The sequence below is a fragment of the Streptomyces sp. NPDC056580 genome (genome assembly GCF_042793175.1).
Taxonomy (GTDB): domain Bacteria; phylum Actinomycetota; class Actinomycetes; order Streptomycetales; family Streptomycetaceae; genus Streptomyces.
The window spans coordinates 33,903-60,584 of record NZ_JBHTVE010000018.1; the positions used below are offsets into that span (position 1 = coordinate 33,903).

23 protein-coding genes and 1 pseudogene are annotated in these 26,682 nt (G+C 72.0%); 6 read left to right on the top strand and 18 right to left on the bottom strand.

Going from position 1 to position 26,682, the window contains the following annotated elements; translation table 11 throughout:
• Positions 1-401: 401 nt before the first annotated feature.
• From ACFQ9Z_RS32920 to ACFQ9Z_RS32990, 15 genes are all read right to left on the bottom strand, one after another.
• Positions 402-941, bottom strand: coding sequence for a hypothetical protein (locus tag ACFQ9Z_RS32920; RefSeq protein WP_383028125.1), 540 nt, complete (start codon positions 939-941; stop codon positions 402-404).
• A complete protein-coding gene (locus tag ACFQ9Z_RS32925) occupies positions 942-2,657 on the bottom strand; it encodes a hypothetical protein (protein ID WP_383028128.1) in 1,716 nt (571 codons plus the stop codon). It lies immediately after the preceding gene.
• Positions 2,658-2,870: 213 nt separating this feature from the next.
• On the bottom strand, positions 2,871-3,683 hold the full coding sequence (locus tag ACFQ9Z_RS32930) for a hypothetical protein (RefSeq protein WP_383028131.1): 813 nt from the start codon (positions 3,681-3,683) through the stop codon (positions 2,871-2,873).
• Between the two features lie 34 nt (positions 3,684-3,717).
• Positions 3,718-4,191: a hypothetical protein gene (locus ACFQ9Z_RS32935; protein WP_383028135.1), complete on the bottom strand. Its 474-nt coding sequence runs from the start codon at positions 4,189-4,191 to the stop codon at positions 3,718-3,720.
• A complete protein-coding gene (locus ACFQ9Z_RS32940) occupies positions 4,188-5,477 on the bottom strand; it encodes an MCE family protein (RefSeq protein ID WP_383028140.1) in 1,290 nt (429 codons plus the stop codon). Before ACFQ9Z_RS32940 ends, ACFQ9Z_RS32935 begins: the two co-directional genes overlap by 4 nt.
• Positions 5,474-6,766 (bottom strand): MCE family protein, encoded by a 1,293-nt coding sequence (locus ACFQ9Z_RS32945; protein WP_383028143.1) that lies wholly within the window; start codon positions 6,764-6,766, stop codon positions 5,474-5,476. The genes ACFQ9Z_RS32940 and ACFQ9Z_RS32945 overlap by 4 nt, the downstream gene beginning before the upstream one ends.
• Positions 6,763-7,872, bottom strand: coding sequence for an MCE family protein (locus ACFQ9Z_RS32950; protein ID WP_383028146.1), 1,110 nt, complete (start codon positions 7,870-7,872; stop codon positions 6,763-6,765). Before ACFQ9Z_RS32950 ends, ACFQ9Z_RS32945 begins: the two co-directional genes overlap by 4 nt.
• Entirely contained in the window at positions 7,869-8,849 is a 981-nt protein-coding gene (locus ACFQ9Z_RS32955) for an MCE family protein (RefSeq protein WP_383028488.1), read from the bottom strand. Before ACFQ9Z_RS32955 ends, ACFQ9Z_RS32950 begins: the two co-directional genes overlap by 4 nt.
• 263 nt (positions 8,850-9,112) lie before the next feature.
• Positions 9,113-10,153: an MCE family protein gene (locus ACFQ9Z_RS32960; protein WP_383028150.1), complete on the bottom strand. Its 1,041-nt coding sequence runs from the start codon at positions 10,151-10,153 to the stop codon at positions 9,113-9,115.
• Positions 10,150-11,409, bottom strand: coding sequence for an MCE family protein (locus ACFQ9Z_RS32965; protein WP_383028154.1), 1,260 nt, complete (start codon positions 11,407-11,409; stop codon positions 10,150-10,152). The genes ACFQ9Z_RS32960 and ACFQ9Z_RS32965 overlap by 4 nt, the downstream gene beginning before the upstream one ends.
• 5 nt (positions 11,410-11,414) lie before the next feature.
• Complete coding sequence (locus ACFQ9Z_RS32970; protein WP_383028158.1) at positions 11,415-12,239, bottom strand: MlaE family ABC transporter permease; 825 nt, start codon at positions 12,237-12,239, stop codon at positions 11,415-11,417.
• 3 nt (positions 12,240-12,242) lie between these two features.
• The gene (locus ACFQ9Z_RS32975; RefSeq protein WP_383028166.1) at positions 12,243-13,013 is read right to left on the bottom strand and encodes an MlaE family ABC transporter permease; all 771 of its coding nucleotides are present in this window, start codon (positions 13,011-13,013) and stop codon (positions 12,243-12,245) included.
• Positions 13,010-13,939: an ABC transporter ATP-binding protein gene (locus ACFQ9Z_RS32980; protein WP_383028170.1), complete on the bottom strand. Its 930-nt coding sequence runs from the start codon at positions 13,937-13,939 to the stop codon at positions 13,010-13,012. Before ACFQ9Z_RS32980 ends, ACFQ9Z_RS32975 begins: the two co-directional genes overlap by 4 nt.
• Positions 13,940-14,048: 109 nt before the next feature.
• Positions 14,049-15,128 (bottom strand): sigma-70 family RNA polymerase sigma factor, encoded by a 1,080-nt coding sequence (locus ACFQ9Z_RS32985; RefSeq protein ID WP_383028173.1) that lies wholly within the window; start codon positions 15,126-15,128, stop codon positions 14,049-14,051.
• 111 nt (positions 15,129-15,239) lie between these two features.
• The gene (locus tag ACFQ9Z_RS32990) at positions 15,240-17,171 is read right to left on the bottom strand and encodes an NADH-ubiquinone oxidoreductase-F iron-sulfur binding region domain-containing protein (RefSeq protein WP_383028180.1); all 1,932 of its coding nucleotides are present in this window, start codon (positions 17,169-17,171) and stop codon (positions 15,240-15,242) included.
• Between the two features lie 58 nt (positions 17,172-17,229).
• Here ACFQ9Z_RS32990 and ACFQ9Z_RS32995 point away from each other — a divergent pair, with 58 nt between their 5' ends.
• Positions 17,230-17,661 carry a hypothetical protein gene (locus ACFQ9Z_RS32995; RefSeq protein ID WP_383028185.1) on the top strand — a complete coding sequence of 144 codons (432 nt, stop codon included), beginning with the start codon at positions 17,230-17,232 and terminating at the stop codon, positions 17,659-17,661.
• 76 nt (positions 17,662-17,737) lie between these two features.
• On the opposite strand, the gene ACFQ9Z_RS33000 is transcribed toward ACFQ9Z_RS32995, so the two are convergent.
• From ACFQ9Z_RS33000 to ACFQ9Z_RS33010, 3 genes are all read right to left on the bottom strand, one after another.
• Complete coding sequence (locus ACFQ9Z_RS33000; protein WP_383028190.1) at positions 17,738-21,007, bottom strand: TIM-barrel domain-containing protein; 3,270 nt, start codon at positions 21,005-21,007, stop codon at positions 17,738-17,740.
• Between the two features lie 493 nt (positions 21,008-21,500).
• Positions 21,501-22,064, bottom strand: coding sequence for a TetR/AcrR family transcriptional regulator (locus ACFQ9Z_RS33005; RefSeq protein ID WP_383028195.1), 564 nt, complete (start codon positions 22,062-22,064; stop codon positions 21,501-21,503).
• Positions 22,061-22,423, bottom strand: a complete 363-nt coding sequence (locus ACFQ9Z_RS33010) for a DUF1304 domain-containing protein (protein ID WP_383028492.1) — start codon at positions 22,421-22,423, stop codon at positions 22,061-22,063. The genes ACFQ9Z_RS33005 and ACFQ9Z_RS33010 overlap by 4 nt, the downstream gene beginning before the upstream one ends.
• A gap of 137 nt (positions 22,424-22,560) precedes the next feature.
• On the opposite strand from ACFQ9Z_RS33010, the gene ACFQ9Z_RS33015 reads away from it, so the two are divergent.
• From ACFQ9Z_RS33015 to ACFQ9Z_RS33035, 5 genes and pseudogenes are all read left to right on the top strand, one after another.
• Positions 22,561-22,755: a hypothetical protein gene (locus tag ACFQ9Z_RS33015; protein WP_383028199.1), complete on the top strand. Its 195-nt coding sequence runs from the start codon at positions 22,561-22,563 to the stop codon at positions 22,753-22,755.
• 217 nt (positions 22,756-22,972) lie between these two features.
• Entirely contained in the window at positions 22,973-23,620 is a 648-nt protein-coding gene (locus ACFQ9Z_RS33020; protein WP_383028202.1) for a PASTA domain-containing protein, read from the top strand.
• A 65-nt stretch (positions 23,621-23,685) separates the two neighbouring features.
• Positions 23,686-25,476: pseudogene (locus ACFQ9Z_RS33025) on the top strand (RHS repeat domain-containing protein); the annotation flags it as partial.
• A 9-nt stretch (positions 25,477-25,485) separates the two neighbouring features.
• Positions 25,486-26,049 carry a hypothetical protein gene (locus tag ACFQ9Z_RS33030; RefSeq protein WP_383028209.1) on the top strand — a complete coding sequence of 188 codons (564 nt, stop codon included), beginning with the start codon at positions 25,486-25,488 and terminating at the stop codon, positions 26,047-26,049.
• A complete protein-coding gene (locus tag ACFQ9Z_RS33035; RefSeq protein ID WP_383028212.1) occupies positions 26,046-26,651 on the top strand; it encodes a DUF4291 domain-containing protein in 606 nt (201 codons plus the stop codon). Before ACFQ9Z_RS33030 ends, ACFQ9Z_RS33035 begins: the two co-directional genes overlap by 4 nt.
• Positions 26,652-26,682 lie beyond the last annotated feature (31 nt).

Consider the following 26,682-nt stretch of genomic DNA (forward strand, 5'->3'; position numbering starts at 1 on the left):
GACACGGTCACCGCCGCCTCGGCCGGTCTGACGTGCGAGACACCGACCCGGCCGCCGCGGTCGCGCTCAACTACGGCCTGTCCCAGCGCGCCCTGATCGACCTCTCCGGCCGTACGGACGCCGTCCCAGAGCTTGATCACCCGCCGACTCGCCGCGCTCGCCCACGGCGGCCTCCGGGCCCCCGACAACCCCACGGTGCGCGCCGTGGTCCGCCAAGCTGTCCGCGACCCCCGCACCGCCCCGCCACCACCGCCCACCGACCCGCCGGCGTACCCGGCCGTCGCCGCGGCGCAGGCCGCCGGCGGCCGTCTCGCTCGACTTCCGGGAGCGTTGCCGGAATTCTTCGCCGAAGCCAGCACCTTCCGGCCTTTTCATGACGGCTATTCAGGTTGGATATGACCTCACGGTGAACGGTGTGAGGGTTCATCGGATCTTCGGCGCTCGGACGTCAGGTACGTGAGGTACACCCCTCCTCTGCAGTCGGACGCCTTTCGCAGGGTCCAGCGGCCCCGGACGGTGGCGGAGGAGAAGTCCGACTCGGCGTCGTCCTCCTCCACTTCGCCCTCCTCGGGGGTGTAGCCGGCCTCGGGGAGCCGCTTGTGCAGGAAGGCCAGGGTGGTGCCGAAGCCGTCGCGTACGACGGTGGCGACGACGAGCCGGCCACCGGTGCGGTGCTCCACCGAGGTCACGATCGCGCCGTGCGGCACCGGCAGGTCCGCCGGGAACTCCTTGGGGAGCGGGAGCGGCGGTGAGACGGCGGTGGGGCAGCCGCCGGGCGCGGGGCCGGCCGCGCGCCCGGCCGGCGGAGCGGTCGCCCGCTCCGCCGCGTACGGCGTCGCTCCCGGGTGCTCGGCGTGCGTGCCCGCCGCCGAGCACCCGGTGACCGCGGCCAGGCCTAGGACGGCTCCCGCCAGTACGGCAGCCGAGGGCGACGGCTTCATCTAGTGGCTTCCTCCGGACTTCTTGCGCTTGCCGGCGGCCACGGCGTCGTACGCGCCGTACAGCGTGCCGCCGGAGGACTGGCGGGCGATGGAGGCCAGCGCGTCGTAGTTCTGCGCACCTCCGGTCGCGCAGGTGCCGGTGCAGCCGTCGGCGTAGGCGGCGAGCACGCGGCCCTGGGCGTCGGTGGTGACGTCGATGAAGTCCAAGAGGTTGCGGTCCTTGCCGCAGGTGGTGCCGCCGGTGCAGATCGACCCCCTCTGGACGGGGTCGGTGGGGGTGGCGTCGGCGGTGACCCAGGACTGGCCGCCGTCGTAGGTGGTGGCCACGTACAGGTGCCACACGCCCTGGAAGGCCGGGTCCTGGTAATTGCCGCCCGTGGTGGTGCCGAGGAAGGCGAAGGCGGCGCGGTCGTCGTCGCCCGCGGTGACGGCCGGGAAGACTACGTTCTTGATGCCGAGGGCGGCGCCGACGTTCTGGTCGTGCAGCCACGACCTGCCCTTGTCGTGGCTGACGGCGATGCGGGGCGTGCCGTCGCTGTTCTGGTAGCCCATGTAGACGGTCCCGCCGGCCCCGACGCCGACGCTCGGGTCCGAGTCACCGGGGGTGCTGGACGGGTTGTGGCGGACGGTCCAGGTCAGCCCGTCGTCCTCCGAGACGGCCACGGCCTGATGGCCGCCGCAGCCCTTGTTGGGCACGTACACCGTGCCGTCCTGAGCGACCTTCACATGCCCGTGCAGGCCGCCGCAGTCCAGCAGCGAGTACATCGGAACTGCGGGCCCGTACGTCAGTCCGCCGTCCCGGCTGACCGCGCAGGAGGCGTCGGCGATGTCCTGGGAGCAGTAGTAGACGGCGTGCGGGTACGCGGTGAGGCCGCCTGGTGCGCCCGCGGCGAAGGGGCCGCCGCCGATGGTCTGGTGGTCCACGCCGGAGTTGATGCCAGAGCCGCCCGTCGGCGTCCACGTCTCGCCGTCGTCGTCGGTGTAGCAGGTCAGCGCGGTCTTGCCGGCGAGCTGCGACTCGAAGGTGCGGTGGGTGGCCGGGTCGGTGAAGAGGATCGGGTCGAGGCTTGTGGTGCTGCCCTGGGGGCAGCCGTTGGCCGCGCTCGCGCTCTTGTCCTGCCAGGTGGCGGCACCGGAACCGTCATAGGTGACCTTGAGCGTCGACGTGTTCGCCTGGAACATCGCGGCGCCGCTCGCCCGGTCGACGCCGATCGAGGGTTCACCGGCGTTGTGCGCGTCCGTGATGCCCTCGGGAGCCGAGGAGTTCGCGTACGCCGGCGGTGTGGCCGTGCTCGGCGGCGGGTCGGCCGGCGGGGTGATCAGGCTCGCGGTGCCGGTGAAGCTGTCGCCGAGCGGCGCGTAGGGCACCACGCGCACGGTGTACGACGCCGGCACCGCCGGGAGCAGCACGGTCTCGGGGTCGCTGGAGGACGCCGAGGCAGTCACCTCTCTGCCGTTCGCGTCGAGGACGTACAGGTCGAAGTCGGCGGCGGAGTCCGGCCATCGGACGTCGACGCGCAGGCTGTGACCGGCGTCGTAGCCCGCGGGGACCGACACCTTCAGGGCGTAGTCGTCGCAGGGTTGCGCGGCCCCGCAGCTCACCGCCCCGGCGGTGCCGGAGACGTTGGGGAGGGCGAAGGGGCCGGCGCTCCAGGTGGTCGTGGGCGCGGTGTCGCTGACCGATCCGGAGGACGGGGTGGCGGCGTCGGCGGCCACGCTCGGCAGGGTTCCGGCGACGAGCGTCAGGAGCCCGACGGTGAGACGCCCCAGCGACCGCGGGGGGTGGTGGCGACGGAGTGCGGACAGGAGGGCCACAGGTACCTCGACTTTCGCGAGTCGGACGGAGGGTGGTGGTGTGCGGCGGTGAGGGGGTGCCTGCGGTGCCTCCGCAGGCACCGCTAGGGCGCTTGCCGACGTGGTCAGAGGGGGTCAGAGGGCGTCCACGCCGCTCACCTTCCAGCCGTCGGAGGTGCGGGTGAGCGTCATGCGCACCCGGTTCAGGTCCAGCCGGGGCTGCGGGACCTGGGTGCTCCGGGTGACCTGGTTGACGAAGAGCAGGACGACGGCCCGGTCCGGTGCGGCCGACACGACGGAGGCCGCCGGGGCGCCGCCGTCGGCGGGGGTGGCCACGGTCGCCTTCACCACGCCGTGGTACTTCGTCGCGGTCGGCGCGACCACCGCCTTGGTGGTCTTGCCGTACTGGTCGCGGAAGTGCCCGGTCAGCAGGGCGCGGCCCCGGGAGAAGTCCCGGTCCAGGTGCCGGTAGTCGTACGACAGCACGACCGGCGCAGCCTTCAGCGCGGCCGCGACGGCCTCGCCGCGGGCCTGCTCCGTCTGCCGCCCCTGCCGGTACTGCCAGCCGAGCACGGCGGCCGCGGCCAGGGCCGTCACGAGGACGGCGCCCAGCACGGCGGTGAGCACGCGCCGCCCGGTCCTGCGCGGGGGCGCACCGTCCTCCGGATCCTCCTCGAACGACTCGAACGACTCGAACGACTCGAAGGACTCGAAGGACTCAGGCGGTTCGGGCGACTCGACCGACTCGGGCTCCGGCGGGTCCTCCCAGCCGTTCGCCGGGGGCTCGACGAGCAGGGTGCGCCCGGAGGGCGTCGGCTCCTCCACGCGGGCGCCGCGCTCGGGGCGCGCGGACCGCCCGGTGCGCTTGGCCGCCGCGCGGGCGGCGGCGGTCATGGTGCGGCGGGCCGGTGAGCCGGTGCCGCGGGTGCGGGCGGTCTGATGCGCCACGGTGTCTCTCCTCATCGATGGACTCACGGGTGGGTCAGCCCACGAACGCGACGTCGGACGTCAGCCAGCGGCCGGACACGCGCGCGAGGTCGAGCTGGAGCCGGTAGGTGCGCGCCTGGCCCTGGGGCGCGGCGGAGTTGGTCACCTTGCTGTCGGCGACGACCAGGACCCGGGCCGTGCGCGCGTCGGACCGCACGATGCCCGCTTCCAGGACCTGGCCCTCGGACACCGACTTGTTCCGCGCGACCAGCTTCGTCAGTTGCGCGGTCTGCGCGGCGAACTCCTTCTTGAACTCACCGGTGGCGCCCTTCAGTACGTTGCCGCTGTCCCGGTCGTAGTGCCGGTAGTCGAGCGAGGTGAAGTTCAGTGCCGACTGGCGGGCCGCCGCCAGGATGTCCTGGCGGCGCTGTTCCGCCGCGTGCTGGTCGGACAGCTTCACCCCCAGCCAGACACAGGGCACGGTCGCCAGCACCGCCGCGGCGGCGAGCCCCGCCGACAGCAGCCTCATGCGTGCGCCTCTCCCGCCATCGGTCCCACGAGCAGCCATTGCCACGACTCCTTTCCGAACACGGTCTGTTCTCCGCCCGTCGAGCCGATCTTGACAGGCGTTCCGTCCGGGCCGGTCGCGGTGCCGGTCTCCGGGTCGTACGGGGCCACGAACGCGGCCCGGTCGGCGCCGTGCCGGCCGGTCGTCGCTCCGGGCGCGTTCTGCGCTCCGCGCACCGAGGTCTTGCTGCCGCGCGGTGCAGTGCAGCGCGCGTCGGTGTTCGCCGGGCGCGTGCTGGTGTCGGCGGGGTCGCGCCGCCGGGTGCCGTAGCCCTGGGTACACGCGGGCGGGTCGCCGGCGTTCACGACCATCCCGAAGTGGGTGGTGCCGTCGCCGGGGATGACCGTGTAGCTGCCCGCGACCGTGAGCGGCAGCGTGACCAGGGCCTGTTCGACGCCGGGCAGCCGGGCCACGGTGACCTGCCCGCCGCTGACGAGGTTGGCCAGCAGGACCGGCACGTGCGGCCGCGTGGACCTCAGCAGGGAGTCGACCTGCTGCGCGGCGGGCGGCGTGTTGCCGATCAGCCGGCGCAGGTCGCCGTCGCTCGACTTCAACTGCGCGGTGAGGGTGGCGAGGTCGCGGGAGAAGGACTTGATGGCCGAGCCCTTGTCCGCCTGGGTCTTGAGCACCTTCCGGGAGTCCTCGATCAGCGAGACCGTCTGGGGCAGCGACTCGGAGGCCGACTCGACCAGCGCGTCGCCGGAGTCCACCAGCCGGCTCAGGTTCGGCCCGGTGCCGGCGAACGCCTTGCCCAGTTCGTCGACGGTGACCCGGAGGTCGTCCTTGCCGACCGAGTTGACCAGCCGGTCGAGGCTGAGGACCAGGTCGGTGACCGGCAGCGGGGTCCGGGTGCGGTTGCGCGGGATCGGGGTGCCGTCCTCGAGGTACGGCCCGCCGGACCGCCGCGGCTGAAGGTCGACGTACTGCTCGCCCACCGCCGAGCGGTCGGCGACCACCGCGAGCGTGTCGGCCGGGATCCGCGGGGCGCCGTCCTCGATCCTGAGCGCCACCGAGACCCCGGACCGGGTCAGCCGCAGGTCGCCCACGCGGCCCACGGGCACGCCCCGGTAGGTGACCTCGGCGCCGGAGAAGATGCCCCCGGACTCGGCGAAGTCGGCGCGCACGGTGTACCCGCGGTGCAGGACGTCGTCCACCAGGCCCGTGTACCGGGCGCCGACGTACGACACCCCGAGGGCGGTGACGGTCGCGAAGGCGAGCAGCTGGGCCTTGACCGTACGTGTGATCACCGCAGCATCCCCTTCAGCATCAGCTCGGCGAGGCCGGTGTCGATGCCCGGCGGGAGGCGGCGCGAGCCGCTCCCGGTGCCGTAGGCGGCGGTGCACACCGGCGGGCACAGCAGGGAGCTGCCGGCGGAGGGCGTCGCGGGCGCCGAGGGCACGGGCGGGGTGGACGGCAGCGGCGGGGCCGACGGCAGGGGCGGGACGGACGGCAGGGACGGCAGGGGGACGGGAGTGGGGACGCCGGGCAGGTGCGGTGTCCCGGGGGCCGGGGGCTTCCCGCCCTTGCCGGGCTTGCCGGTGACGTTGCCGTAGAGGTCCGCCAGGTCGAGGTCGGCGGTGATCTTCAGGTTGACGTAGTCGCCCTTGACGGCGTCCGTCGCGTTGCGCGGGAACGGGTAGGTGGTGAGGATCTCCAGGGAGCCGGGCAGGTCGTCGCCCGCCTTGTTCAGCTCCTGGAGGATGGGCTGGAGCTTCTTCAGGTCGGCGACGGTGTCGTCGCGGGAGGCGTTCACCACTCTGGTGCCGGTCCTGCCGAGCCCGGAGAGGGCGGTGAGCATCTTCGTCAGGTCCTTGCGCTGGTCGGCGAGGACCTTCAGGGCGGGCGGCATGGTGTCGACGGCCAGGGCGATCGTCTTCTTCTCCTTCTTCAGCCGCTTGGCGAGCCGGTCGACGCCCTTCAGCGCGCGCACGATCTCCGCCCGCTGGTCGTCGAGGCCGCCGAGGAAGGTGTCGAGCTGCTTCAGCAGGGACCTGACCCGGTCCTCGCGGCCGCCGAGGGCCTTGTTCAGCTCGACGGTGATCGTCTTCAGCTGGGCCACCCCGCCGCCGTTGAGCAGCGCCGAGAGGGCCGACAGCACCTCCTCGACCTCCGGGTTGCGGCCGCTGCGGGACAGCGGGATGCGGTCGCCGTCGCGGAGCCGTCCGACGGGCCGCGTGCCGGCCGGCGGGGACAGGGCGACGTACTTCTCGCCGAGCATGCTGGTCTGCCGCAGGTCGGCGACCGCGTTGCCGGGCAGCTTCACCGAGTCGGCGATCCTGAGCCGCACGCGGGCGTGCCAGCCGTCCAGTTCCACCTTCTCGACCGCGCCGACGGTGACGTTGTCGACCTTGACCGCCGACTGCGGCACGAGGTCCAGGACGTCCCGGAAGTCGACGGTGACGTGGTAGGCGTGGCCGTCGGAGGCGGCGCCGCCGGGGAGCGGGACGTCGTACCAGCCGTTGAACTCGCAGCCGGTCAGCAGCAGCGAGCCGACCGCCGCCCAGGCGGCCGTCCGCGCCTTGCGCCGCGCGCTCATGCCGATGCCCCCAGGATGCCGCCGAGGGTCTTGTCGACCGTGCCCGTCGACGCGGGCGCCGACGGGATGTCGGGGAGCGAGTCGAGGAGTTTCTTCAGGCCGGCGCAGTTGTCGTGGTCCTCGCCGGTCGTCTTCAGGATCGAGCAGAGGAGGGACGACGGATCCTGCGGGGTCTGCGCGTTGTTTCGGGTGTCGAGGGTGCCGGCGGCGGGGTTGTAGGCGTTCTGCAGGTTCGACAGGCCCGTGGGGGCGACGGTCAACAGCTCCTCCAGAGCTTTCCGTTGGGTGACGAGGACCTTGGTGACCTTGGCCAGGCCCCGCACGTCCGAGGTCAGCGCCTTCTTGTTGCCCTTCACGAAGCCGGACACGTCGCCGAGCGCGGCGGCCAGGTACTTCAGCGCGGCCGCGAGGTCCTTGCGCTCCCCGGCGAGTTGCCCGGCCACGTCGGCGAGGTCGGTGTTGAACGACCGCACACTGGCGTCGTCCGCCGCCAGCGCGGCCGTGAACACCTGGAGGTTCCGCACGGTCCCGAACAGGTCGCCGCGCCCGTCGGACAGCGTGGTGACCGCCTGGGACAGGTCCTCCACGGTCTGGTTGAGGTCCTTGCCCTGCCCCTGGAGGTTGTCCGCGCTCACCCCGAGCAGCCGGGACAGCGAGCCCTTCTTGTTGGCGCCGTTCGGGCCGAGCGCGTCGGCGGTGGTGTGCAGGCTGTCGAAGATCCGGTCCAGTTCGACGGGGACGGCCGTCCGGGACTCGGGGATGACGTCTCCGTCCCGCAGCACGGCGCCCTTGCGGTACACCGGCAGCAGCTGCAGGTAACGGTCGCTGACGACGGAGGAGTTGACGATGGCGGCCTGTGCGCCGGCCGGGACCTTGCGGCCCCGGTCGTACTCCAGCTCGACCCGCACCCGCCCGCCCTCCGGTGTGATCTTCTTGACCTCGCCGATGCGGACGCCGAGGACGCGGACGTCGGAGCCGGGGTAGATGCCGACGGTGCGCGGGAAGTACGCCGTGACGCGGACGGGGCCGGGTCCCGGCCACAGGACGACGGCCAGGCCGACGAGGAGCGCCAGCGCGGTGAACAGGGCCAGGAGTCTGCGGGTCATCGGGTGCCTCCCGTCCGCGGCGTGACCGGGGCGGCGACCAGGTTCTGGATGTAGGAGTCGAACCAGCGGCCGTTGCCGAGGGTGTTGGTGAAGAGCCGTACGTAGGGGGCGAGCAGCCGGACGCTGCGGTCGAGGCTCGCCTGGTTGCGTTCGAGCATCGTCACGAAGGTGTCGAGGTTCTTCAGCGCGGGTCCGATCTCCTTGCTGTTGTCGTCGACCAGGCCGGACAGCTCGATGCCGAGCAGCGCGGAGCTCTTGAGCAGCTTGTGGATGGCCGCGCGCCGCCTGTCGATCTCCTTGAACAGGGCGTCGCCGTCCTTCACCAGCGCGGAGAAGTCCTTCGTGTGTCCGGCCAGCACCTTGGTGACTCCGTTCGCGTGGTCGAGGAGTCCGCGCAGCGCCTCGTCGCGGGCGGCGACGGTCCGGGAGATCCGCGCGAGCCCCTTGATCGACGCCCGCACCTCCCCGGGGGAGTCCTGGAAGGTGACGGAGATCGTGTCCAGTGCCTTCGCGAGCCGGTCCGTGTCGACCTTCTCGGTGGTGGTCGTCAGGTCGCTGAACGCCTGGACGACGTCGTACGCCGACACGGTCCGCCGGAGCGGGATCTCACTGCCGGGCTTCAACTGGCCGGGCCCCTTCGGGTACAGGGCCAGGTACTTGGCGCCGAGGATCGTCTTGACCCGGATCGCCGCCCCCGTGCCGGTGCCGAACGCCGGGCGGTCCTTCACCTTGAAGGTCACCTTGACGTGGTCGCCGTCCAGGTCGACGCCCTCGACCTTGCCGACCTTGACCCCGGCGATCCGTACCTCGTCGCCCGGCTTGAGCCCGCCGGCCTCGGAGAACGCCGCGCTGTAGGTGTCGCCGCCGCCGATCAGCGGCAGGCTGTCGGCGTTGAAGGCGGCGACGGTGAGCAGCGCGAGGACGGTGAGGCCGACCGCGCCGACGACGACCGGGTTGCGTTCACGGAAGGGCTTCAGGCGCGGGCGCTGGAGCCGGATCCTGGGCAGCTTCGGCGGCAGGACGCGCACCTTGACGAGGGGCTCGGGGCGGGGCGCGCGCCTCGGCAGCAGCCGGGGGAGTTTCGGCACCTGCGGGGGCAGCACACGCACCTTCACCAGCGGCTCGGGGCGGGGCGCGCGCCTCGGCAGCAGCCGGGGGAGTTTCGGCAGCTTCGGCGGCAGGACGCGCACCTTCACCAGCGGCTCGGGGCGGCGGGCGTCGCGCCGCCTGACGCGCGTGCTCATCCGCCGCACCTCGCCCGCGCCACGTGCAGCTCCGGGGTGATCACCTGCTTGGTCTTCGGCAGCACGATCCGGCCGTCGAAGTCGCAGAGGTAGAAGTTGAACCACGAACCGTACGAGGCGGTCCCCGTCAGCTTCTCGAGCTTGTTCGGCAGCCGCTTCAGGACGCCCTCCACGGTGTTCTCGTTCTTGTTCAGCGTTCCGGTGAGATCGCCGAGCCCGGCGATGTCGTCCTTCAGGGGTGGACGCGCGTCCTTCAGCAGCCCCGCGGTGACGTCCGTGAGGTCGCCGATGCTCACCAGCGACGCCCCGATGGGCTTGCGGTCGGCGGACAGCCCCGAGATCACCCGGCGCAGCTGCGTGAGCAGCCCCGAGAATCGGGAGCCGCGCTCGTCGAGCGTCCGCAGGACGGTGTTGAGGTTGTCGATCACCGACCCGATGAGCTTGTCCCGGTCGGCGAGGGTGCTGGTGAGCGAGGCCGTGTGCGCGAGCAGGCTGTTCACCGTGCCGCCCTCGCCCTGGAGGGTCTGGACGATCTCGGTGGCGAGCTGGTTGACGTCGCTCGGGCTGAGCGCGGCGAACAGCGGCTTGAAGCCGTTCAGCAGGGCGTTGAGGTCCAGCGCCGGCTGGGTCCGCGAGAGCGGGATGGTGCCGCCCGGCCGCAACCGGGCGGTGACGTCGCCGGCGCCCTCGGTGAGCGCGACGTACCGCTGTCCGACCAGGTTGCGGTAGCGGACGACCGCGTGGGTGCCGGCGAGCAGCGGCCGGTCCGCGCTGACGGTGAACGTGACCTCCGCCAGGGTCCGGTCCTTGATCCGGATGCCCTCGACCTCTCCCACCCGCACTCCGGCCACCCGGACGTCGTCGCCGGTCTCCAGCCCGGTGACGTCGGTGAACACCGCGTGGTACGTCTCCTTGGGGGTGAAGGAGACGTTGACGATGGTGGCGGCGAGCAGCGCCGTCGCCGCGATCGTGACCAGCGCGAAGAGGCTGAACTTGACCAGCGGGGCGGCGGTCTGCCGGGCTCCCGACCCGCTCATGCGACACTCACCGCCGTCCCGCGCGCGAGCGGCCCGAACAGCAGGGTCGCCACGGGCGGCACCCGGTCCGCGGGGACGCCCATGACGGGGGCCACGAGCGAGCCGACGGCCCGTTGTTCGGCCCGGGTGGCGGACACACCGTCGCCTCCGGGCTGTGCGCCGCCGGAGCCTGTGGCCGACGTTCCGTCGCGGAGGTGCGGCTTCGTCCCGGGCACCTGCGGATGGGGCAGGCCGCGGCAGTCGGGGCCGGACCGCTCGCCGTACACCGGTTCCTCACCGGGCCGGTACGCGCCCTGCGGCCGGACGACCTCCAGGGTGATCCGCATCTCGCCGCCCCGGAACGCGTCCTCGGACGCCTTCTCCTGCCGGGCCAGGCCCTGGAACAGGCAGGGGTACTCCGGGGAGTAGCGGGCGAACAGCTCCAGCGTGGGGCGGGAGACCCGGCCCAGGGTGATCAGCCGGTCGCCGTTCTCGGACAGGAAGTCGTTCGCCGTGCCCGCCACGGTGGCGGTCGTGCGCAGGGCCGATGCCAACTGGTCCTTCTTCTCGGTGATCGTCCGGCTGGTGGTGACCGTGTTGCGCAGGATCCGCATCAGGTCGGGCGCGGCGTCGCCGTACACCTCGGCGACGTCCGCGAACCGCGTGATGTCCTCCTTCAGGGAGGGCATGTGCGGGTTGAGGCGGCGCAGATAGCCCTCGACCCGGGTGAGGTTGCCGCCGATCCGGTCGCCGCGGCCCTCCAGCGCGGTGGCGAACGCCGAGAGGGTGGCGTTGAGTTCGCCCGGCCGGACCGTGCGCAGCAGCGGCAGCAGGTCGTTCATCAGCTGCTGCACCTCGATGCCGACCTTGGTGCGGTCCTGGGTGATGACGTCGCCCGCGCGGATGGGCCGGGCCGCCTGCACGGCGCCGGCGGGAGCGACCAGGTCGACGTACTTCTCGCCGAACAGCGTCTTGGGCAGCAGCCGCGCGTGCACGTCCGAGGGGATGTACGACACGTACTGCGGCTTGAGCGCGATGTCGAGGGTCGCCTTCGTGCCGTCGGCGTGCACCGCGCGCACCTCACCGACCAGCAGCCCGCGCAGCTTGACGTCGGCGCGCGGGTCGAGCTGGTTGCCGAGGGTGCCGGCCTCCAGGGTGATGGGCACGACGGAGGTGAACGCCTGCTGGTAGACGGCCACCGCGAGCGACAGCAGCAGCGCGAGCACGGTGAGGAACGCGATGCCGTACAGCCTGAGTCTGGTCCTGTGTGTGCGCACCGCTGTCACCCCGCTATCCGTACGGTCGTGCTGGCGCCCCAGATCGCGAGGCTCAGGAAGAAGTCCAGGACGTTGACAGCGACGATCGAGGTCCGCACCGCCCGGCCCACCGCGACGCCGACGCCGGCCGGGCCGCCGCTCGCGTGGTAGCCGTAGTAGCAGTGCACCAGGATGATCAGCACGGCGAAGACGATCACCTTGCCGAAGGACCAGAACACGTCGACGGGCGGCAGGTACTGGTGGAAGTAGTGGTCGTAGGTGCCGGTCGACTGCCCGTAGTAGCCGGTGGTGATGGTGCGGGCGGCCAGATACGAGGACAGCAGCCCGACCACGTACAGGGGGATCACCGCCACGAAGCCGGCGATCATCCGCGTCGTCACCAGGAACGGCAGCGAGGGGACGCCCATCACCTCCAGCGCGTCGGTCTCCTCGCTGATCCGCATCGCACCGAGCTGCGCGGTGAACCCGGCGCCGACGGTCGCGGACAGGGCGAGCCCGGCCACCAGCGGGGCGATCTCCCGGGTGTTGAAGTACGCCGACAGGAACGCCACGAAGTTGGAGGTGCCGAGCTGGTTGAGGGCCGCGTAACCCTGGAGGCCGACCTCGGTGCCGGTGAAGAAGGACAGGAACGCGATCACGCCGACCGTGCCGCCGACGACGGCGAGCGCGCCGCGCCCGAAGCTCACCTCGGCGAGCAGCCGCAGGATCTCCTTCTTGTAGCGGCGCAGGGTGCGGCCCGTCCAGGCCAGCGAGCGCCCGTAGAAGGACAGTTGCCCGCCCAGCTCCTCCAAGGAGCGCAAGGGGCGGTCGAGGAGTTCTCTCGGTCTCATCGGCTAACCCCTCTGCGGGACGACCTGGAAGTACACGGCGGTCATCACGAAGTTGGTCACGAACAGCAACATGAAGGTGATCACCACGGACTGGTTGACGGCGTCGCCCACGCCCTTCGGGCCGCCCTGCGCCGTCAGCCCCTTGTACGAGGCGACGATCGCCGCGATGGCCCCGAACACCAGCGCCTTGATCTCCGCCGCCCACAGGTCGGACAGCTGGGCGAGGGTGGTGAAGGACGCCAGGTAGGCGCCGGGCGTGCCGTGCTGGAGGACGACGTTGAAGAAGTAGCCGCCCGCGACACCGACCACCGACACGAGGCCGTTGAGCAGTACGGCCACGACCATCGACGCCAGCACCCGCGGTACGACGAGCCGGTGGATCGGGTCGATGCCGAGCACCTGCATCGCGTCGATCTCGTCCCGGATCTTGCGTGCCCCGAGGTCCGCGCAGATGGCAGTGCCGCCCGCGCCCGCGATCAGCAGCGCGGTGACGATCGGCGAGGCCTCCCGCAGCACGGCGAGCACGGACGCGGCCCCGGAGAAGGACTGGGCGCCCAACTGCCGGGTCAGGCTGCCGATCTGCAGCGCTATGACCGCCCCGAAGGGGATCGAGACCAGCGCCGTCGGCAGGATCGTGACGCTCGCGACGAACCACGCCTGCTGGATGAACTCGCGGGCCTGGAACGGCCGTCGGGGCAGGGACCGGATGACGTCCAGCGCCATCGCGAACAGGTTGCCCGATTGGCGGAGGGCACCCGTCGGGGAGAGCCTCATGGGCTCGTCACCCCCGCCCCGTGCAGTTCCGCCTCGCGTCTGGCGATCGCCTCCCAGCGGGGCGGGCGGGTGATGCCGGGGCCGGGCAGCAGGCGGGGAGCCGGCGCGCCGGCCGGACCGTCCTCGTCGATCTGGGCCAGCTCCTGCTCGACCTGGGCCGCGTCCTTCTCCTCCGCCATGCCGATCGGCCCCTGCATCCGGCCGTTCAGGAACTGCCGTACGACGGGCTCGTCGCTGGCCAGCAGTTTCTCGCGGGGCCCGAACATGACCAGCTCACGCCGGAACAACAGCCCGATGTTGTCCGGGACCTGGCGGGCCGAGGCGATGTCGTGGGTGACGATCAGGAAGGTCGCGTCGATCTGTGCGTTGAGGTCGACGATGAGCTGGTTGAGGTAGGCCACACGGACCGGGTCCAAGCCCGAGTCCGGCTCGTCGAACAGGATGATCTCCGGGTCGAGGACCAGGGCGCGGGCGAGCCCGGCCCGCTTGCGCATGCCGCCGGAGATCTCGCCGGGCAGCTTCCCCTCGGCGCCGAGCAGCCCGACCATGTCCATCTTCTCGAGGACGATCCGCCTGATCTCGCTCTCGGACTTGCGGGTGTGCTCGCGCAGCGGGAAGGCGATGTTGTCGTAGAGGTTCATCGAGCCGAACAGCGCGCCGTCCTGGAACAGCACGCCGAACAGCTTCCGCACCTCGTACAGGTCGCGCTCGCGGAGCCTGGTGATGTCCCGGCCCTGGATCGTGATGGAGCCCCGATCCGGCTTCAGCAGGCCCACGAGCGTCTTGAGGAACACCGACTTGCCCGTTCCCGAGGGGCCGAGCATCACCGAGACCTCCCCGGCGGGCAGGGTCAGCGAGACGTCCTGCCAGATGACCTGGTGGCCGAAGGACTTGGTCAGCCCTTCCACACAGATCTCGACACCCATCCGGTCACACCCTTCGCCCGTGGAGCGGCTCCGACATCTGCTCTACGGGGAGGGAAGGGGCGTCCGTCGCTGCGGACGGAGATTTTTTTGCGGCCGTGTGTACGGGGTGCTACGGCAGCGTCGGCGAGGGCGTGCGCGAAGGCGTCCCCGGGGCGGGGACGGAGAGCGGGGCGGCGGGCAGGACGGGGGCCGTGGGAAGCGACGGGAGCGACGGGAGCGACGGGAGCGACGGGACGGCCGACTTCGTCGGCAGGTCCGGCGCGGCGGCCGTCAGGGCCGGCACCTCGGGCACCTGGGGAACCCGCGGCACCGACAGCTTCGGGAGCGCGGACGCGGACACGTCGGGCAGGGACGGCACCTTCGGCATCCTCGGTTCCTCGGCCCCCGGCAGCAGAGACGTTTCTCCGGTGGGTGAGGGCGTCCGGCCCCGGTCCCCCGGCGCCGAGGGGGAGATGGCGGGCGTCCCGGGGGGGCGCCCCCGGGACGCCGCCTCGCCGTCCAGGACCTGCGCGTGGCCGGACACGGCCGGCCGCGGCGCCGGACCGTTCCCGTCTCCGCCCCCGCCGAGCGCGTACGGCAGCACGAACCCCGCCACCACCAGGGTCGCCGCCGTCGAGGTGACCGCGACCGCCTGCACATGGCCGCCGCCGCGCAGCCGCCCGCGCCCGACCAGGAACAGCACCAGCCCGAGCGTCCCGGCCAGCGAGGCGCGCAGCGTCCGCCGGGCCCGGGCGAGCAGCGACTCGACGGTCCGGTAGCTGAGCCCCATCCGCACCGCGACCTGACTCACGTCCAGGCCCTCGGACCTCAGCCGGAGCGCCTCCGCTTGGCGGGCCGGCAGCTCACCGCTGCGCACGGCGAGCCACTTGGCCTCGGCCCGGTCGCACACCGCCTCCTCGACGGGCACCGGGCCGGGCGCGACGAGTGTGGGGCGACTGCCCACCTCGGCCTCGCGGTTGACCTGCCGGTGCCGGTCGACGCACAGCCGCATCGTCACCGTCGTCAGCCAGGCGCCGAGCCGCTCGTCGTCCAGGTCCGGGCGCTCCGCGGCGCGCAGCATCGCCTCGTGCACGGCGTCCTCGGCGTCCTCCTGGCTCATGGATCGCCGCCGGGCCACCTTGAGCAGTTGCTCACGATGGCTCCACATGCGCTGCCAACGCTCGTCGGCGGCCGCTGTGTCCGCAGACATGTCCGTCGCCATGAGGGCCCCTTCGCACCAGCCGTCGGTCCTGTACTTCCGACGGCGGCGACATTACCGCCGAGTAGTGGCAGTTGTGGAGGGGGCGGCGTCCATCGTGTTCTAGCCGTTGCCGGTGGTCAGCTGCCCCGCGCTGGGCAGGACACCGCCGCCGGGCAGCGTGAGGGTCGGTACGGGGACCGGAACCAGCGGCGTCCCGGACGCCTTCGGGAGACCGGCCGTGGGGGAGGGGCCGGGAGCGGGTGGGGCGGGCGGCGCCGACGGCGTGCGCGAGGGATCAGGGGCCGGCTTCCGGTCGTCCGACGGCTTCGAGGGCTTCGAGGGCTTCGACGGCTTCGACGGCGAGGGCTTCGGCTTCTTCGGGCCGGACGGCTCCGGCCGGTCCGACGGGGATCCGGACGCGTCCGGCACCACGCGGTGCCCGGTCAGGTAGTACGCGTACCACGCCTTGACGGTGTGCAGATAGGCGTCCGAGTGGTTGTAGCCGAGGATCGCCCGGTCCAGGTCGGCGGGGTTCGACAGGTTCCGGCCGCCCGCGCACAGGTAGCGGCCGGCGGCGAGCGCCGCGTCGTAGACGTTGTTCGGGTCCCTGCGTCCGTCGCCGTTGCCGTCCGCTCCCCAGCGGGCCCAGGTGGACGGGATGAACTGCATCGGGCCGACCGCGCGGTCGTACACCGCGTCCCCGTCGTACGCCCCGCCGTCGGTGTCCGCGACGGCGGCGAAGGCGCCTCCAGTCAGGCGCGGGCCGAGGATGGGCGTCACGGTCGTACCGTCCCCGGTCACCCGGCCGCCCCGTGCCTGCCCGGACTCCACCTGGCCGATCGCGGCGAGCAGTTGCCAGCGCAGCCGGCAGCCCGGCGCACTGCGTGCCAGCTCCGCCTCGGCGCGCCGGTACGCGGCGAACACGCTCGCGGGCAGGGCACCGCCGCCGCCCGTCGCCTCCTGTGCCGGGCGGCCCTCCTTCCGCGTCCGCAGCGGGGGCAGGCCGGTGCGGTACGGGGTGTCCCCCGACACGCTGGGGCCGTCCTCGGCCGGTGCCGTGCTCCGCGCGGGCTGCGCGGCCTCGGCCGAGACCGCTCCCGGCGCCTGCGACGCGGTCAGCACGGCCATCGCCGCCGCCGCTATCGCCGTACCTCTGGCACCCTTCAGTGCTCCTTTGAGTGCACGCGCTGTCACTGTGCAGTCCCCTCCGTGGGCGAGTCCGTCGTCTGCTCTACGCGGCCGGAGGGCTGGTCCGTCGCACGGAACCGGCGGAATCGGGCGGGCGCTTCCGAGGGAGCGGGCACGGTGGCCGCGAAGGACGGCTGGTCCACCGGGAGTTCGGCGCTGCGGGTACGCGGCCTCACCGCCGCCGACGTGGTGTTCGCCTGCGGCTTGCTCCTGCTGGACCGCGGTGGGGTGCCGCAGTACGGCACCCGTGGTGCTGGAGCCGCGCCAGGGCCGGGCTGACGAGGCGGCGGGCGCCGCGCTCCTGCAAGGGGGCGATCGGGACGCTGGTGGACGTCGGGTAGCTTGCGGGCCCAGGCGTATGAGGTCGGGGGCCAGCACCGCGCACAGACCGTGACCGGTGCAGCGGGACCAGTCCACCTCCGGCCGGGCGCCCTCGGCGGGCGGGAGGGGCAGCACCCCGCGTGCGGGACGGCCGCAGCCCGGGCCGGTCAGGTGGACCTCGACGTTTTTGGCGAAGACGTCCAGCGCGGTGAGCAGGAAGCGGGCCGTGCCGTCCGAGTGCGAGCAGGCGCCGCCGGCCTGTGCCGCGCCGAGCGCGGACCGGGCGTCCTCCATCACCGCGGCACCGCCGGCCAGCAGAGCCGGGGCCTCGGCCGCGTGGGGCAGGCCGCGCCTGCAGGGGCCGCACTGGCCGGCGGACTCGGCCGCCGGCCAGGCCGCGACCTGCGCGATCTCGCCGAGCGGGCAGCTGTCGTCGGGGAGCGTGGCGATCCCGCCCGCGCCGAGGGTGGCGAGTCCGGCGCGGGGGAGCGGCGCGTCGACGGCGTCCGACGGGCGCAGCCAGGCGCCGTGGTAGCCGCCCACCAGCATTCCGGCGCCCGGCCGGAGGCCGCAGGCGGATTTGCGAAGGGACCGCCGCTCCATGCGCCTTGCCCGCACCGCAGCCGTCGCTTTCGCCGCCCTCCTCGTCCCCACCACCGCCCACGCGGCCACCACCGCCCACGCGGCCACCGCCGCCCACGCGGCCACCGCCGCCCACGCGGCCACCGCCGCCCACGCGGCCACCGCCGCCCACGCGGCCACCGCCGCCCACACACCGGCCGCGCGCAGTGCCGCGACAGCCGCACGGCAGGTGCGCGCGCCGGGGGAGACGGTCACCCTCCCCGTGCGCGACGCCCTCGCACAGCTGCCGGTGCGCGAGAAGGACCGCACCGGCTACGACCGCTCCCAGTTCAAGCACTGGATCGACGCCGACAAGGACGGCTGCAACACCCGTGCCGAGGTCCTCAAGGCCGAAGCGGTCACCGCCTCCGAGCAGGGCCAACGCTGCGCCCTGTCCGGAGGCCGGTGGTAGTCCGCGTATGACGGCCGCTACTTCAGCAGGCGCGCCGGTCCGCGGGGCGGTCGCAGTCGGGGCTGTCCGTGCCGTCCTACTGGTAGGTGACGGTGACAGGGGTGTGCGTGTCGTGCCGGGGCAGGGTGATGGTCAACGCTCCTCTGCCGCCGTCCCAGTGGTAGGCGTCGGGGGAGAGCTCGATTCCGTCGGCGGACACCCCGGCGGGCGCCTCGCCCCCCAGGAACGTCAGCGTCCACCGGCGCTTGTCGACCTGCCCCGGGAACGACCCCTTCACCGGGCTGATCGTCACGCTGTGGCGCGATCCGGTCTCCCGGTACCGGATCGTCGTCGTGGCGCTCTTGCGCGCGCTGGTCCCGTTGTCCTCGTACAGGCGGTACGAGCCCGAGGCGCCGGTGGAGACGGTCAGCGTGACGTCGGTCAGGGGGCTGCGGTCGTCGTGGGCCACGTCGTGCGTGCGCGTGGGCAGGATGCCGCCGGCCCTGACGAACACCGGCATGGAGTCGAGGCCGGTGGTGATGTCGTGAGTGGTTCCGCCGACATAGGTCCTGCCGGTGAAGTAGTCGGTCCACCGGCCCGGCGGGAACCACACCGGCGTGGTCGCGGACTCACCCGGCGTCGTCACCGGGGCGACCAGCACGTCGGGGCCGTAGAAGTACTCGCTGTTCGCCACGGCGTACGCCTGCGGCTCGTCCGGGTACTCGAGATAGGCGGGACGGACGATCGGTACGCCGGTGCGGTGCGCCTCCTCGGCGAGGGAGTAGGTGTAGGGCACCAGCCTCTCGCGGAGGTTGAGGAACTTGTCGGCCGACTGCCGGGCCGCCGTCCCGTACTGCCAGGGCAGCCTGTCGCTGTGATTGCTGTGCAGGCGGTCGATCGGCTGGAACGCGCCGAACTGGACCCAGCGCGCGTACAGGTCGTCGGGCAGCTTGTACGTGGTGCGGAGCCTGCCGCCGTCCGTGTAGGTCTCCGAACCGGCCAGTCCCGTCGTGTCGTTGTGGCCGCCGATGTCGTGGGTGATGGCGGCCATCCCGGTCGCGGCGGACTCGCCCGGCGTGTAACCGACCTCCTGCCTGAGGACGCTCCACGTGGAGGCCGTGTCGCCGGTGAAATGGACGGTCGTGCGCTTGTCCGCCCACGGCCCGGTCGGCAGCGCCTGCTGGCCGCTGTACCCGCCGGCCTGCAGCGAGCCGTAGGCCCGGGAGAGGACGAAGCCCCGCTCGCCGGGGCCGGCGGCCGCGTACTGCTGGTTGATCCAGGCGTCCGGGGTCACGCCCGGCAGCGAGGACTGCGACGCGTCGCAGCACCAGTCCAGCCACCAGAGGTCGTTGCCCTGCTGATCCATCGTCCGGTGCAGGTCCATGTACGCCTTGAGTTGGTCGGGGTCGCCGAAGTCGAAGGTGTAGCAGTTGTCCTGGACACTGGCCCCCGAGGCACAGCCCCCCTTCGTCAGCTTGCCCTTGGCCGTGGCCTGCGCCTGGGCGAACTGGGGGTCGGAGGCGAGGATGCTGGGATGCACGTTGAGCGAGTTGTGCAGTCCCTGGGCGGACGACCAGTCGAAGAAGCCCTTGGGATCGGGGAACCGGGCGGGATCCATCTCCCAGCCGCTCCAGTCGTTCACCGCTTTGAAGTCCGTGTCGGTGACCAGGACGTCCAGCGGAACGCCCTCGGACCGGAAGGCGGGCAGGATCCTGTCCCGGTAGTCGGCCGCGGTGCGGTCGATGTACTCGGAGTACCAGATGCCGTAGGCCCATCGGGGCAGCAGCGCGGGCGGTCCGGTCAGGGTGGCCAGGTCCGCCAGCGCCCGCTTGTAGTCGTGTCCGAACCCGAAGACGTAGCCGTCCTGGTAGGCGGCGCCGCCGTGCTCGGGGCGCTGGGTGACCTTCCGCCGCGCTGTGTCGTACAGGGCTGACGGCGTGTCGTCCAGGAGATACCACCCGTCCTTGTTGAGCAGGCCGGGTGTGGTCACGACGGGCGCGTTGCCGTTCACTCCGTCCAGGCCCCGGCGGTACCCGCCGAGCGCGAGGTGCGGCGGGGGCGCGGCCGCCTCCGGGCCGGCCACCGAAAGGGTGTCGGCGTTGACGTGGCAGCTCGCCGTTTCCGGGCAGCCGAGGGTGATGTCATCGGCGCCCGCCTTGAGAGTCACGGGCACCGACGCCGTCTGCCAGTCGTCCCAGTCCTTCGTCGCCGGGAGGGTCAGGGTGCCGGTGGCGCCGCTGGCCCTGACGGTGGCGGTGCGGCTCTCGTGCCGGCCGTCGCCGCCGGCGCCGTTGGCGTAACGCACCCGGAGGGTGTAGACGCCGTCGGCGGGCACACCGACCACATGGGCCGACAGACTCGCTCCCTGGTTGAGTTCGGCGACGAACCCGGTGCCCGCGAACCCCGCGTGGTCCGTGGCGCCGACCGCCGTGCCGCTGATCCGCGCGGCCTCCGCCTCACAGCTCACGCCGAAACGGCAGTCGGGGATCGCGGTGGCCGAGGGCAGCGGGTAGGCATCGCCGGGCCGTACGAGCGCCAGGCTGTCCAGGTTGACGTCACCGGAGTCCGCGGTGGTCCGGGTCAGTGCGACGGTGTGGTGTCCCGCGCCGAGTTGCAGACTCTCGGTGACCAGGCCCCAGGTGTTCCAGTCGGCCGTGGTCGGCAGGCTCACCGTCTGCCGCGCGCCGCCGTCCACGCTCAGCGTCAGCGTGCGGGTCTTGGTCTGGCCGTCACCGGCGCGCGAGTTGGCGTACTTCAGGCCCAGCTGGTAGGCGCCGGCCTGCTTGACATCGATGTCAGCGGACACCGAGGCGCCGGTTCCCTCGAAGCCCGCCGCGAAGCCGGTGCCGGTGTGGCCGCTGTGGTCGGAGGCCACGGAGGCGCCGCTGAGCCGCAGGCTCTCGGCCTCGCACAACGCGCCGACGGAGCAGGTCAGGCGGTGCCACGGGGTGGCGGTCACCGGTGTACCGCCCGCTGTGAGCTGGACGGACAGATTCTCGGCGTCGAACGCACCGGAGCCCACCCGGTAGCGCACCCTCATGGCGCTCGTCCTGATCGTGAGCCAGCCGTCGGACGTGGTGGCGGTGTAGGCCGCCGGCGCGAAGCTCTCACGGCCGATGGCGTTGAACGTCGGGTCGTCGGTGAACCTTCGGTCTCCCGCGTACTCGGTGCGGATCAGGGTCGGCGAGAGAATCTGGAAACGGGCGTCCCCTGACGAGACGGTCGGGACGGGTGCCCGCGCGGCGACTTCGGCCGCCGCCGCACCGGTGTGGGCCACTGCCGTCCCGGCGGTCGTGACGAGGGCGACGGCACCTCCCAAAAGCCGCCGTGCTGATCTCAGCCGACGCCTCGTCCATATGGCTGGCATACGCGACTCCGTTCTTCCTGTCGGCCGGGGGCTCGGCCGCCCCGCGCACGCCGTGACGCCGACGGCGCCGCGCAGGGGCGTCTGTTCCCCGGAGGGCGAGGTGCAGAAGCGGCAAGAGCGTGCGGCCTCGTCAGAACGAGCCGCGCACTCTTCCAACGATGTAAATCACGCACCCAGCATGAGAGCACGGCCCCATGAGGGGTGTCCATAAGGCGGGCGAAGGCAGCCCGGCCGCCAACTCGGGCGCCTCCCAGTGGACCTGGTGCTTCTGCGCCGACGGCGTGGGTCCTCCGGACCCGTCACTGTCCACCCCTGTAGCGGAGAACCATGACGCTGAAACACCGAGAACGAGACGGGCAACCGGTTCTGCAAGGCGTGCGGCACGCCCGCCGAGGACGGGAAATCGGAATGACGTCGCGTGCTCGCGGTGGCCGCGGCACCGGCTGCCATCGCCGCATCGCCGCGAAGTGCGACGGCAGCTGCGGCCGGCCGCTCAGCGACTGCGGTGCAGGGCCACGAGCAACTGCCAGACCTGGTCGGTCACTTCGGCGGGGGAGGCCGTCAGCAGGCCGTGCAGCCAGTCGGCCAGGACGCCCGCGAAGGTCGCCGCCACCGCCGAGGCGACCAGCGGGGCGTCCGGCGCGCCCGCCAGTTCCCGCTCGGCCAGGCTGCGGGCGCGCAGGTCCCGGTGCAACACCCGGCCGAGCGGACCGCCGCCCCCCGGCGCGAGCAGCGACCGGTACAGGGCCGCGTGCGGGGCGAGGCCCGCGAAGAACGCGTGCAGGGCGGGCGGGGCGTGCACAGGGTCGGGCCGGCCCCGCCAGGCGTGCAGCGCGTCGACCGCCTGTCGCACGACGTCGGCGCAGGCGTCGACCGCCAGCGCCTCCAGGCCGTCGTAGTGCCCGTAGAACGTGGCGCGCGCGACCCCCGCCCGGCGCACCAGCGCCGCCACGCCCACCTCCTCCAGCGGGCGTTCGGCGCACTCCGCAAGCAGGGCCGCGCGCAGCCGGGCGCGGGTGCGCGCCGCCCTCGGGTCCGCCTGCGGCGCCCGGCTCATCGCGCGGCGAGGACAGCGGCCAGGGCCACCGCACCCGGCAGCGCCTGGGCGAACAGGATGCGCCGGTTGGCCGTGACCGCGCCGAACACGCCCGCCACCACCACACAGGACAGGAAGAACACCCGCGCCGCGAACGCGGTCGGGTCCGCCGCGACCAGCCCCCACACCAGGCCCGCCGCCAGGAAGCCGTTGTACAGGCCCTGGTTGGCGGCCATCGGGGCGGTCTGCCGGGCCAGCTCCGGACCGAACCCGTGCAGCCCTCGCCCCGGCTTCTCCTGCCACAGGAACATCTCCAGTACCAGGATGTACGCGTGCAGCGCGGCCACCAGGCCGACCAGCACCTCCGACATGATCTCCATGATCAGCGGACCCCCCTCGTCATTCTTGTACAGGTGTCCAGAATAGTCAGACACTTGTACAGAAGTCGAATCGGCGGCACGCCTCGATCACCGGAGCCCGCCGGTCACACTGGGTGCCGTTCGCGGGGGCAGACCTGGTGCAGATACAAGCCGCGTGGAACCCCACCCATGACGCGCTTGCCGCGCCCCGCCCCCGCGACACCACCGTCCTGCAGCGCCACATGCTGCTCCTGTCCGTACGACTGTGGTGGCATTCCTACTGGGAGTCAGCGTCCTCGGTGTCCCCGGCGCGCTTTGAACTGCGGCAGCTGGCCCGCGTCCAGGCCGTGTGACCGCACGCCGTGGGCGACCAGGAGCGTCCCCTGTGCAGGTCACCCCCCGGTTTAGCCGTGGCCCGCTGACACCCCCGTTGTGGCCGCTCCGCTGGACCGGTGGCGTGACAGCGGCCGGGGGTCGGGGGATGCCCCTCTGCTCTGGTCACAGCCCGGCAACAAGGTTCACCCCACAACCACATCTGGCTTACCGTGTTCCGCCTGCAGCAGCACCACCATGGGGGGATCCATGCGTAGCCACATCATCAGCGCCGTCCTGCTCTGCGCAGCCGGCGCAGGCGTCGTCGCCTGCCAGCCAGCGGACGCGGCCAAGCCGAGCGGCAGCGCGCCGTCGGCGACAAGCGCGAGTGCCGCGCCAACGAAGGACAGCAAACCGGCCGGAGAGAAGAAGTCCGTGCCGAACTTCGTCGGCATGGGGTTGCAGTCCGCGCAGGACGCCGCGCAGAAGCAGGGCTTCTACGTTTTGAAGTCCCACGACGCGACTGGCCGAGCCCGCTTCCAGGCGTTCGACCGCAACTGGCAAGTCTGCAGCCAGAACATCAAGGCCGGGAAGGTCGTGCCGACGGACACCGAGCTGGACTTCGGCGCCGTCAAGCTCGACGAGACCTGCCCCGCCCACGACCAGAAGGAGCCGTCAGCGGCCGGTGGGACGATGCCCGACTTCCGCGGCAAGAGCGTGAAGGCCGCCCGCCAGACCCTCGACAGCAGCACGTCGATCACCGTGAACGACGCGACGGGCGCCAGCCGGTGGGTCTTGATGGAGTCCAACTGGCAGGTGTGCACGCAGAAGCCTGCGGCCGGGACGAAGCTGAACGGCCAGCCGGTCACGCTGGACGCGGTGAAGTTCGAGGAGCACTGCCCGTAGGAACGACGAAGCGCCCCGCCGCTGCACCGAAGGCTGGTGCGACGCCGCGGTGGTGACGTCCAGCGGACTCGCTGGGCCAGATCCTCCGCAAGGACGCCGCCGGCCGGATCGCCACCTTCGCCTATGACGGGAACGGCCGGCTCACCGAGGCCACCGGCTCCGACCGCACCCGTCTGGCCATCGACCGCGACCGGTACGGCCTCGTCCGCTCAGAGACCGTGGACGACCGCCAACTCAGCTGCACTCACGATGCGTTGGGTCGCCGCAACCGACGGACGACCCCCACCGGCGCGACGACCACATGGTCGACGACGCGGCTGGCCGCCGCATGGTCGCCTCCGGTCGCACCGTCGACATCGCATACGAAGATGCGGGCCGCGAGCTCACCCGGCACATCGGCGACTTCCTCACCCTGAACAGCACCTACGACGCGTGGGCCGACTCGTCACCCAGTCCGCCATCGGCCCGAACGACCGCACCCTCCAGCGCCGCGCCTACACCTACCGCGGCGACGGCCATCTCGCCGTCCTCGACGACCAGCTGAACGGCCGGCGCCACTTCGACCTCGACGCGGTCGGCCGCGTCACCGCCGTTCAGCCGAGGGCTGGACCGAGACCTACGCCTACGACGCCGCCGGCAACCAGACGCACGCCTCCTGGCCCGCCCCGCACCCCGGCCAGGAGGCCACCGGCGACCGGACCTACAGCGGCACTCGCATCACCCGCGCCGGACACGTCCGCTACGAGCACGACGCTCTGGGCCGGATCACCCTGCGCCAGAAGACCCGGCTGTCACGCAAGCCGGAGACCTGGCGCTACGCGTGGGACACGGAGGACCGGCTCGTCCAGGTCACCACCCCGGACGGCACCCGCTGGCGCTACACCTATGACCCGCTGGGCCGCCGCACCGCGAAGCTCCGCCTCGGCCCCGACGGCGACACGGTCGTCGAACGCGTCGACTTCACCTGGGACGGCACGACGCTGTGCGAGCAGACGACGCGGGCCGACGGCCTGCCGAACCCGGTCACCCTCACCTGGGACCACCAGGGCCTGAAGCCCATCGCCCAGACCGAGCGCATCACCGCGGCCGACACCCCGCAGACGGAGACCGACTCCCGCTTCTTCGCGATCGTCACCGACCTCGTCGGATCCCCCCGCGAACTCGTCGACGAACCCGGCGACATCGCCTGGCGCACCCGCACCACCCTCTGGGGCGCCACCACCTGGAACACCGACGCCACCACCTACACCCCGCTCCGCTTCCCCGGCCAGTACAGCGACCCCGAGACCGGCCTGCACTACAACTACTTCCGTCACTACGACCCCGAAACCGCCCGCTACCTCACCTCCGACCCCCTGGGCCTGGCGCCCGCGCCCAACCCCACGTCATACGTGCGCAATCCGCACACATGGATGGACCCGCTGGGACTCGCGTCCTGCGACGAGGACGCGATCACGGTCTACCGCAAGCAGACCGACCACCCGCTGAGCCAGCGCATTCACATCGGTGAGAACGGCGAGGTGGCCCTTACCGGCAAGAGCAAGCTTTATGTAAACATGAGCGACGACATCAGGCACACCCTCGAATACCGGGGCGACGGCGGCCAGATCGTCTCCTTCGACGTTTCCAGGGAATACCGGGACTGGATCCGGGAATCCGCCCTGCCGCAGGACAAGGACGATCACCCGGACGGTGACGCCTTCACCCGGCAGGAATGGAGGGAATTGCTCAAGGAATACCCGGAGATCTCCGATCCGACCAAGGGCCCGGACCTCTACGGAATCCCGAACAAGCTCTTCGACGGCCTGCGTGCCGAGATCATCCGCAACTCCGGCCGCGTCGTGCAGGAAGGGTAGGATTGCACCATGATCCACAGCGAGGAGAGCGTCACCGCTGAACTGGAGCGGGTACGGCAGCGGCCTGGGGTCCAGTCGGCTCCGCCGGTTCTGGCCGTCTTCACCGTCGATGTCGCCGAAGGCTCCACCGAGGCGTATGCACAGCGGGTGCGTGATGTTCTTTCGGTAGTGCTCCAGTTGGCCTGCACGGCGGAGTTCGACGACGAGGACCTACCGGTGGGTGAATTCCCGGAGTGGTTCACGGAGATCTCCACCCCGGACGGTGAGACGCGGCAGGAATTCGCCCGGGACGGTCGTGCCGCTTTCCTGGCCAAGAGCGGCAAAGCCAATCCCTGGCGCCTCCAGAACTGGATCCACCGGTTCCACACGGACGAGGAGTCCCGCGGCTGGGAGTTCTGGGACGTCACCCCCGTGGGCCCGGCGCGGGTCCATGTCTGGGTGGACAGTTGGGGAGAGCCCTTCTTCGGCTCCCTGGAACTGCTGTGGCTGCTGTACACGGCCGGCGCCGCACACGTCGAGGGGTCGGAGGTCCACAAGGCGGGCTCCTGGGCGTCGGAGGCGGGCAGCCGATGACAGAGGCGGAGCAGGGGCGGGTCGTGCGGGCGGCGTACACCGATTCCACGATCACGGTGTACCAGGCGTATCCGCGGGAGATCACCGAACCAGCACTGCGCACTCGGACGTTCGTGGCTCCGTTCAAGCGCGAACGCATGACGTGGATCAAACCGTCATTCCTGTGGATGATGTACCGCTCCGGCTGGGCCCGGAAGCCCAACCAGGAACGCGTCCTGCGCATCGACATCGACCGGGTGGGGTTCGAGTGGGCGCTGGCGCACGCGGCACTGAGTCACTTCCGCTCCGGTGTGCACGCGGACCGGGACCAGTGGCGCGCGGAGGTCGCCGGCTGCCCAGTGCGGGTGCAGTGGGATCCGGACCGGTCGATCCAGCTGGAAGCGCAACCGTGGCGTGCCATCCAGGTCGGCCTGTCCGGCGAGGCCGTGGACCGTTACGTGGACCAGTGGATCGTGGACATGACGGACGTCACCGGATTGGCTCGCTCGACTCACTCCGCCGTACTCGACGGAAGAACGGAGGACGCCCTGCGCCAGTTGCCGGCCGAGCGCCCATACCCGCTTCCGGAACACCTCCGCCGCCGACTGGGAGCGGACGGCTGACCGGTTCGTCAAGTCGAACATGTCGGCATGA

What these genes read in the sequence shown, in the direction of transcription:
- ACFQ9Z_RS32975 (WP_383028166.1), bottom strand. Translation starts at nt 13,013, where the DNA reads ATGAGGCTCTCCCCGACGGGTGCCCTCCGCCAATCGGGCAACCTGTTC.
- ACFQ9Z_RS33010 (WP_383028492.1), bottom strand. Translation starts at nt 22,423, where the DNA reads ATGGAGATCATGTCGGAGGTGCTGGTCGGCCTGGTGGCCGCGCTGCAC.
- ACFQ9Z_RS32945 (WP_383028143.1), bottom strand. Translation starts at nt 6,766, where the DNA reads ATGAGCGCGCGGCGCAAGGCGCGGACGGCCGCCTGGGCGGCGGTCGGC.
- ACFQ9Z_RS32960 (WP_383028150.1), bottom strand. Translation starts at nt 10,153, where the DNA reads ATGAGCGGGTCGGGAGCCCGGCAGACCGCCGCCCCGCTGGTCAAGTTC.
- ACFQ9Z_RS33000 (WP_383028190.1), bottom strand. Translation starts at nt 21,007, where the DNA reads ATGCCAGCCATATGGACGAGGCGTCGGCTGAGATCAGCACGGCGGCTT.
- ACFQ9Z_RS32935 (WP_383028135.1), bottom strand. Translation starts at nt 4,191, where the DNA reads ATGAGGCTGCTGTCGGCGGGGCTCGCCGCCGCGGCGGTGCTGGCGACC.
- ACFQ9Z_RS33035 (WP_383028212.1), top strand. Translation starts at nt 26,046, where the DNA reads ATGACAGAGGCGGAGCAGGGGCGGGTCGTGCGGGCGGCGTACACCGAT.
- ACFQ9Z_RS32985 (WP_383028173.1), bottom strand. Translation starts at nt 15,128, where the DNA reads ATGTCTGCGGACACAGCGGCCGCCGACGAGCGTTGGCAGCGCATGTGG.
- ACFQ9Z_RS32950 (WP_383028146.1), bottom strand. Translation starts at nt 7,872, where the DNA reads ATGACCCGCAGACTCCTGGCCCTGTTCACCGCGCTGGCGCTCCTCGTC.
- ACFQ9Z_RS32970 (WP_383028158.1), bottom strand. Translation starts at nt 12,239, where the DNA reads ATGAGACCGAGAGAACTCCTCGACCGCCCCTTGCGCTCCTTGGAGGAG.
- ACFQ9Z_RS33005 (WP_383028195.1), bottom strand. Translation starts at nt 22,064, where the DNA reads ATGAGCCGGGCGCCGCAGGCGGACCCGAGGGCGGCGCGCACCCGCGCC.
- ACFQ9Z_RS32920 (WP_383028125.1), bottom strand. Translation starts at nt 941, where the DNA reads ATGAAGCCGTCGCCCTCGGCTGCCGTACTGGCGGGAGCCGTCCTAGGC.
- ACFQ9Z_RS32995 (WP_383028185.1), top strand. Translation starts at nt 17,230, where the DNA reads ATGCGCCTTGCCCGCACCGCAGCCGTCGCTTTCGCCGCCCTCCTCGTC.
- ACFQ9Z_RS33030 (WP_383028209.1), top strand. Translation starts at nt 25,486, where the DNA reads ATGATCCACAGCGAGGAGAGCGTCACCGCTGAACTGGAGCGGGTACGG.
- ACFQ9Z_RS33020 (WP_383028202.1), top strand. Translation starts at nt 22,973, where the DNA reads ATGGGGGGATCCATGCGTAGCCACATCATCAGCGCCGTCCTGCTCTGC.
- ACFQ9Z_RS32980 (WP_383028170.1), bottom strand. Translation starts at nt 13,939, where the DNA reads ATGGGTGTCGAGATCTGTGTGGAAGGGCTGACCAAGTCCTTCGGCCAC.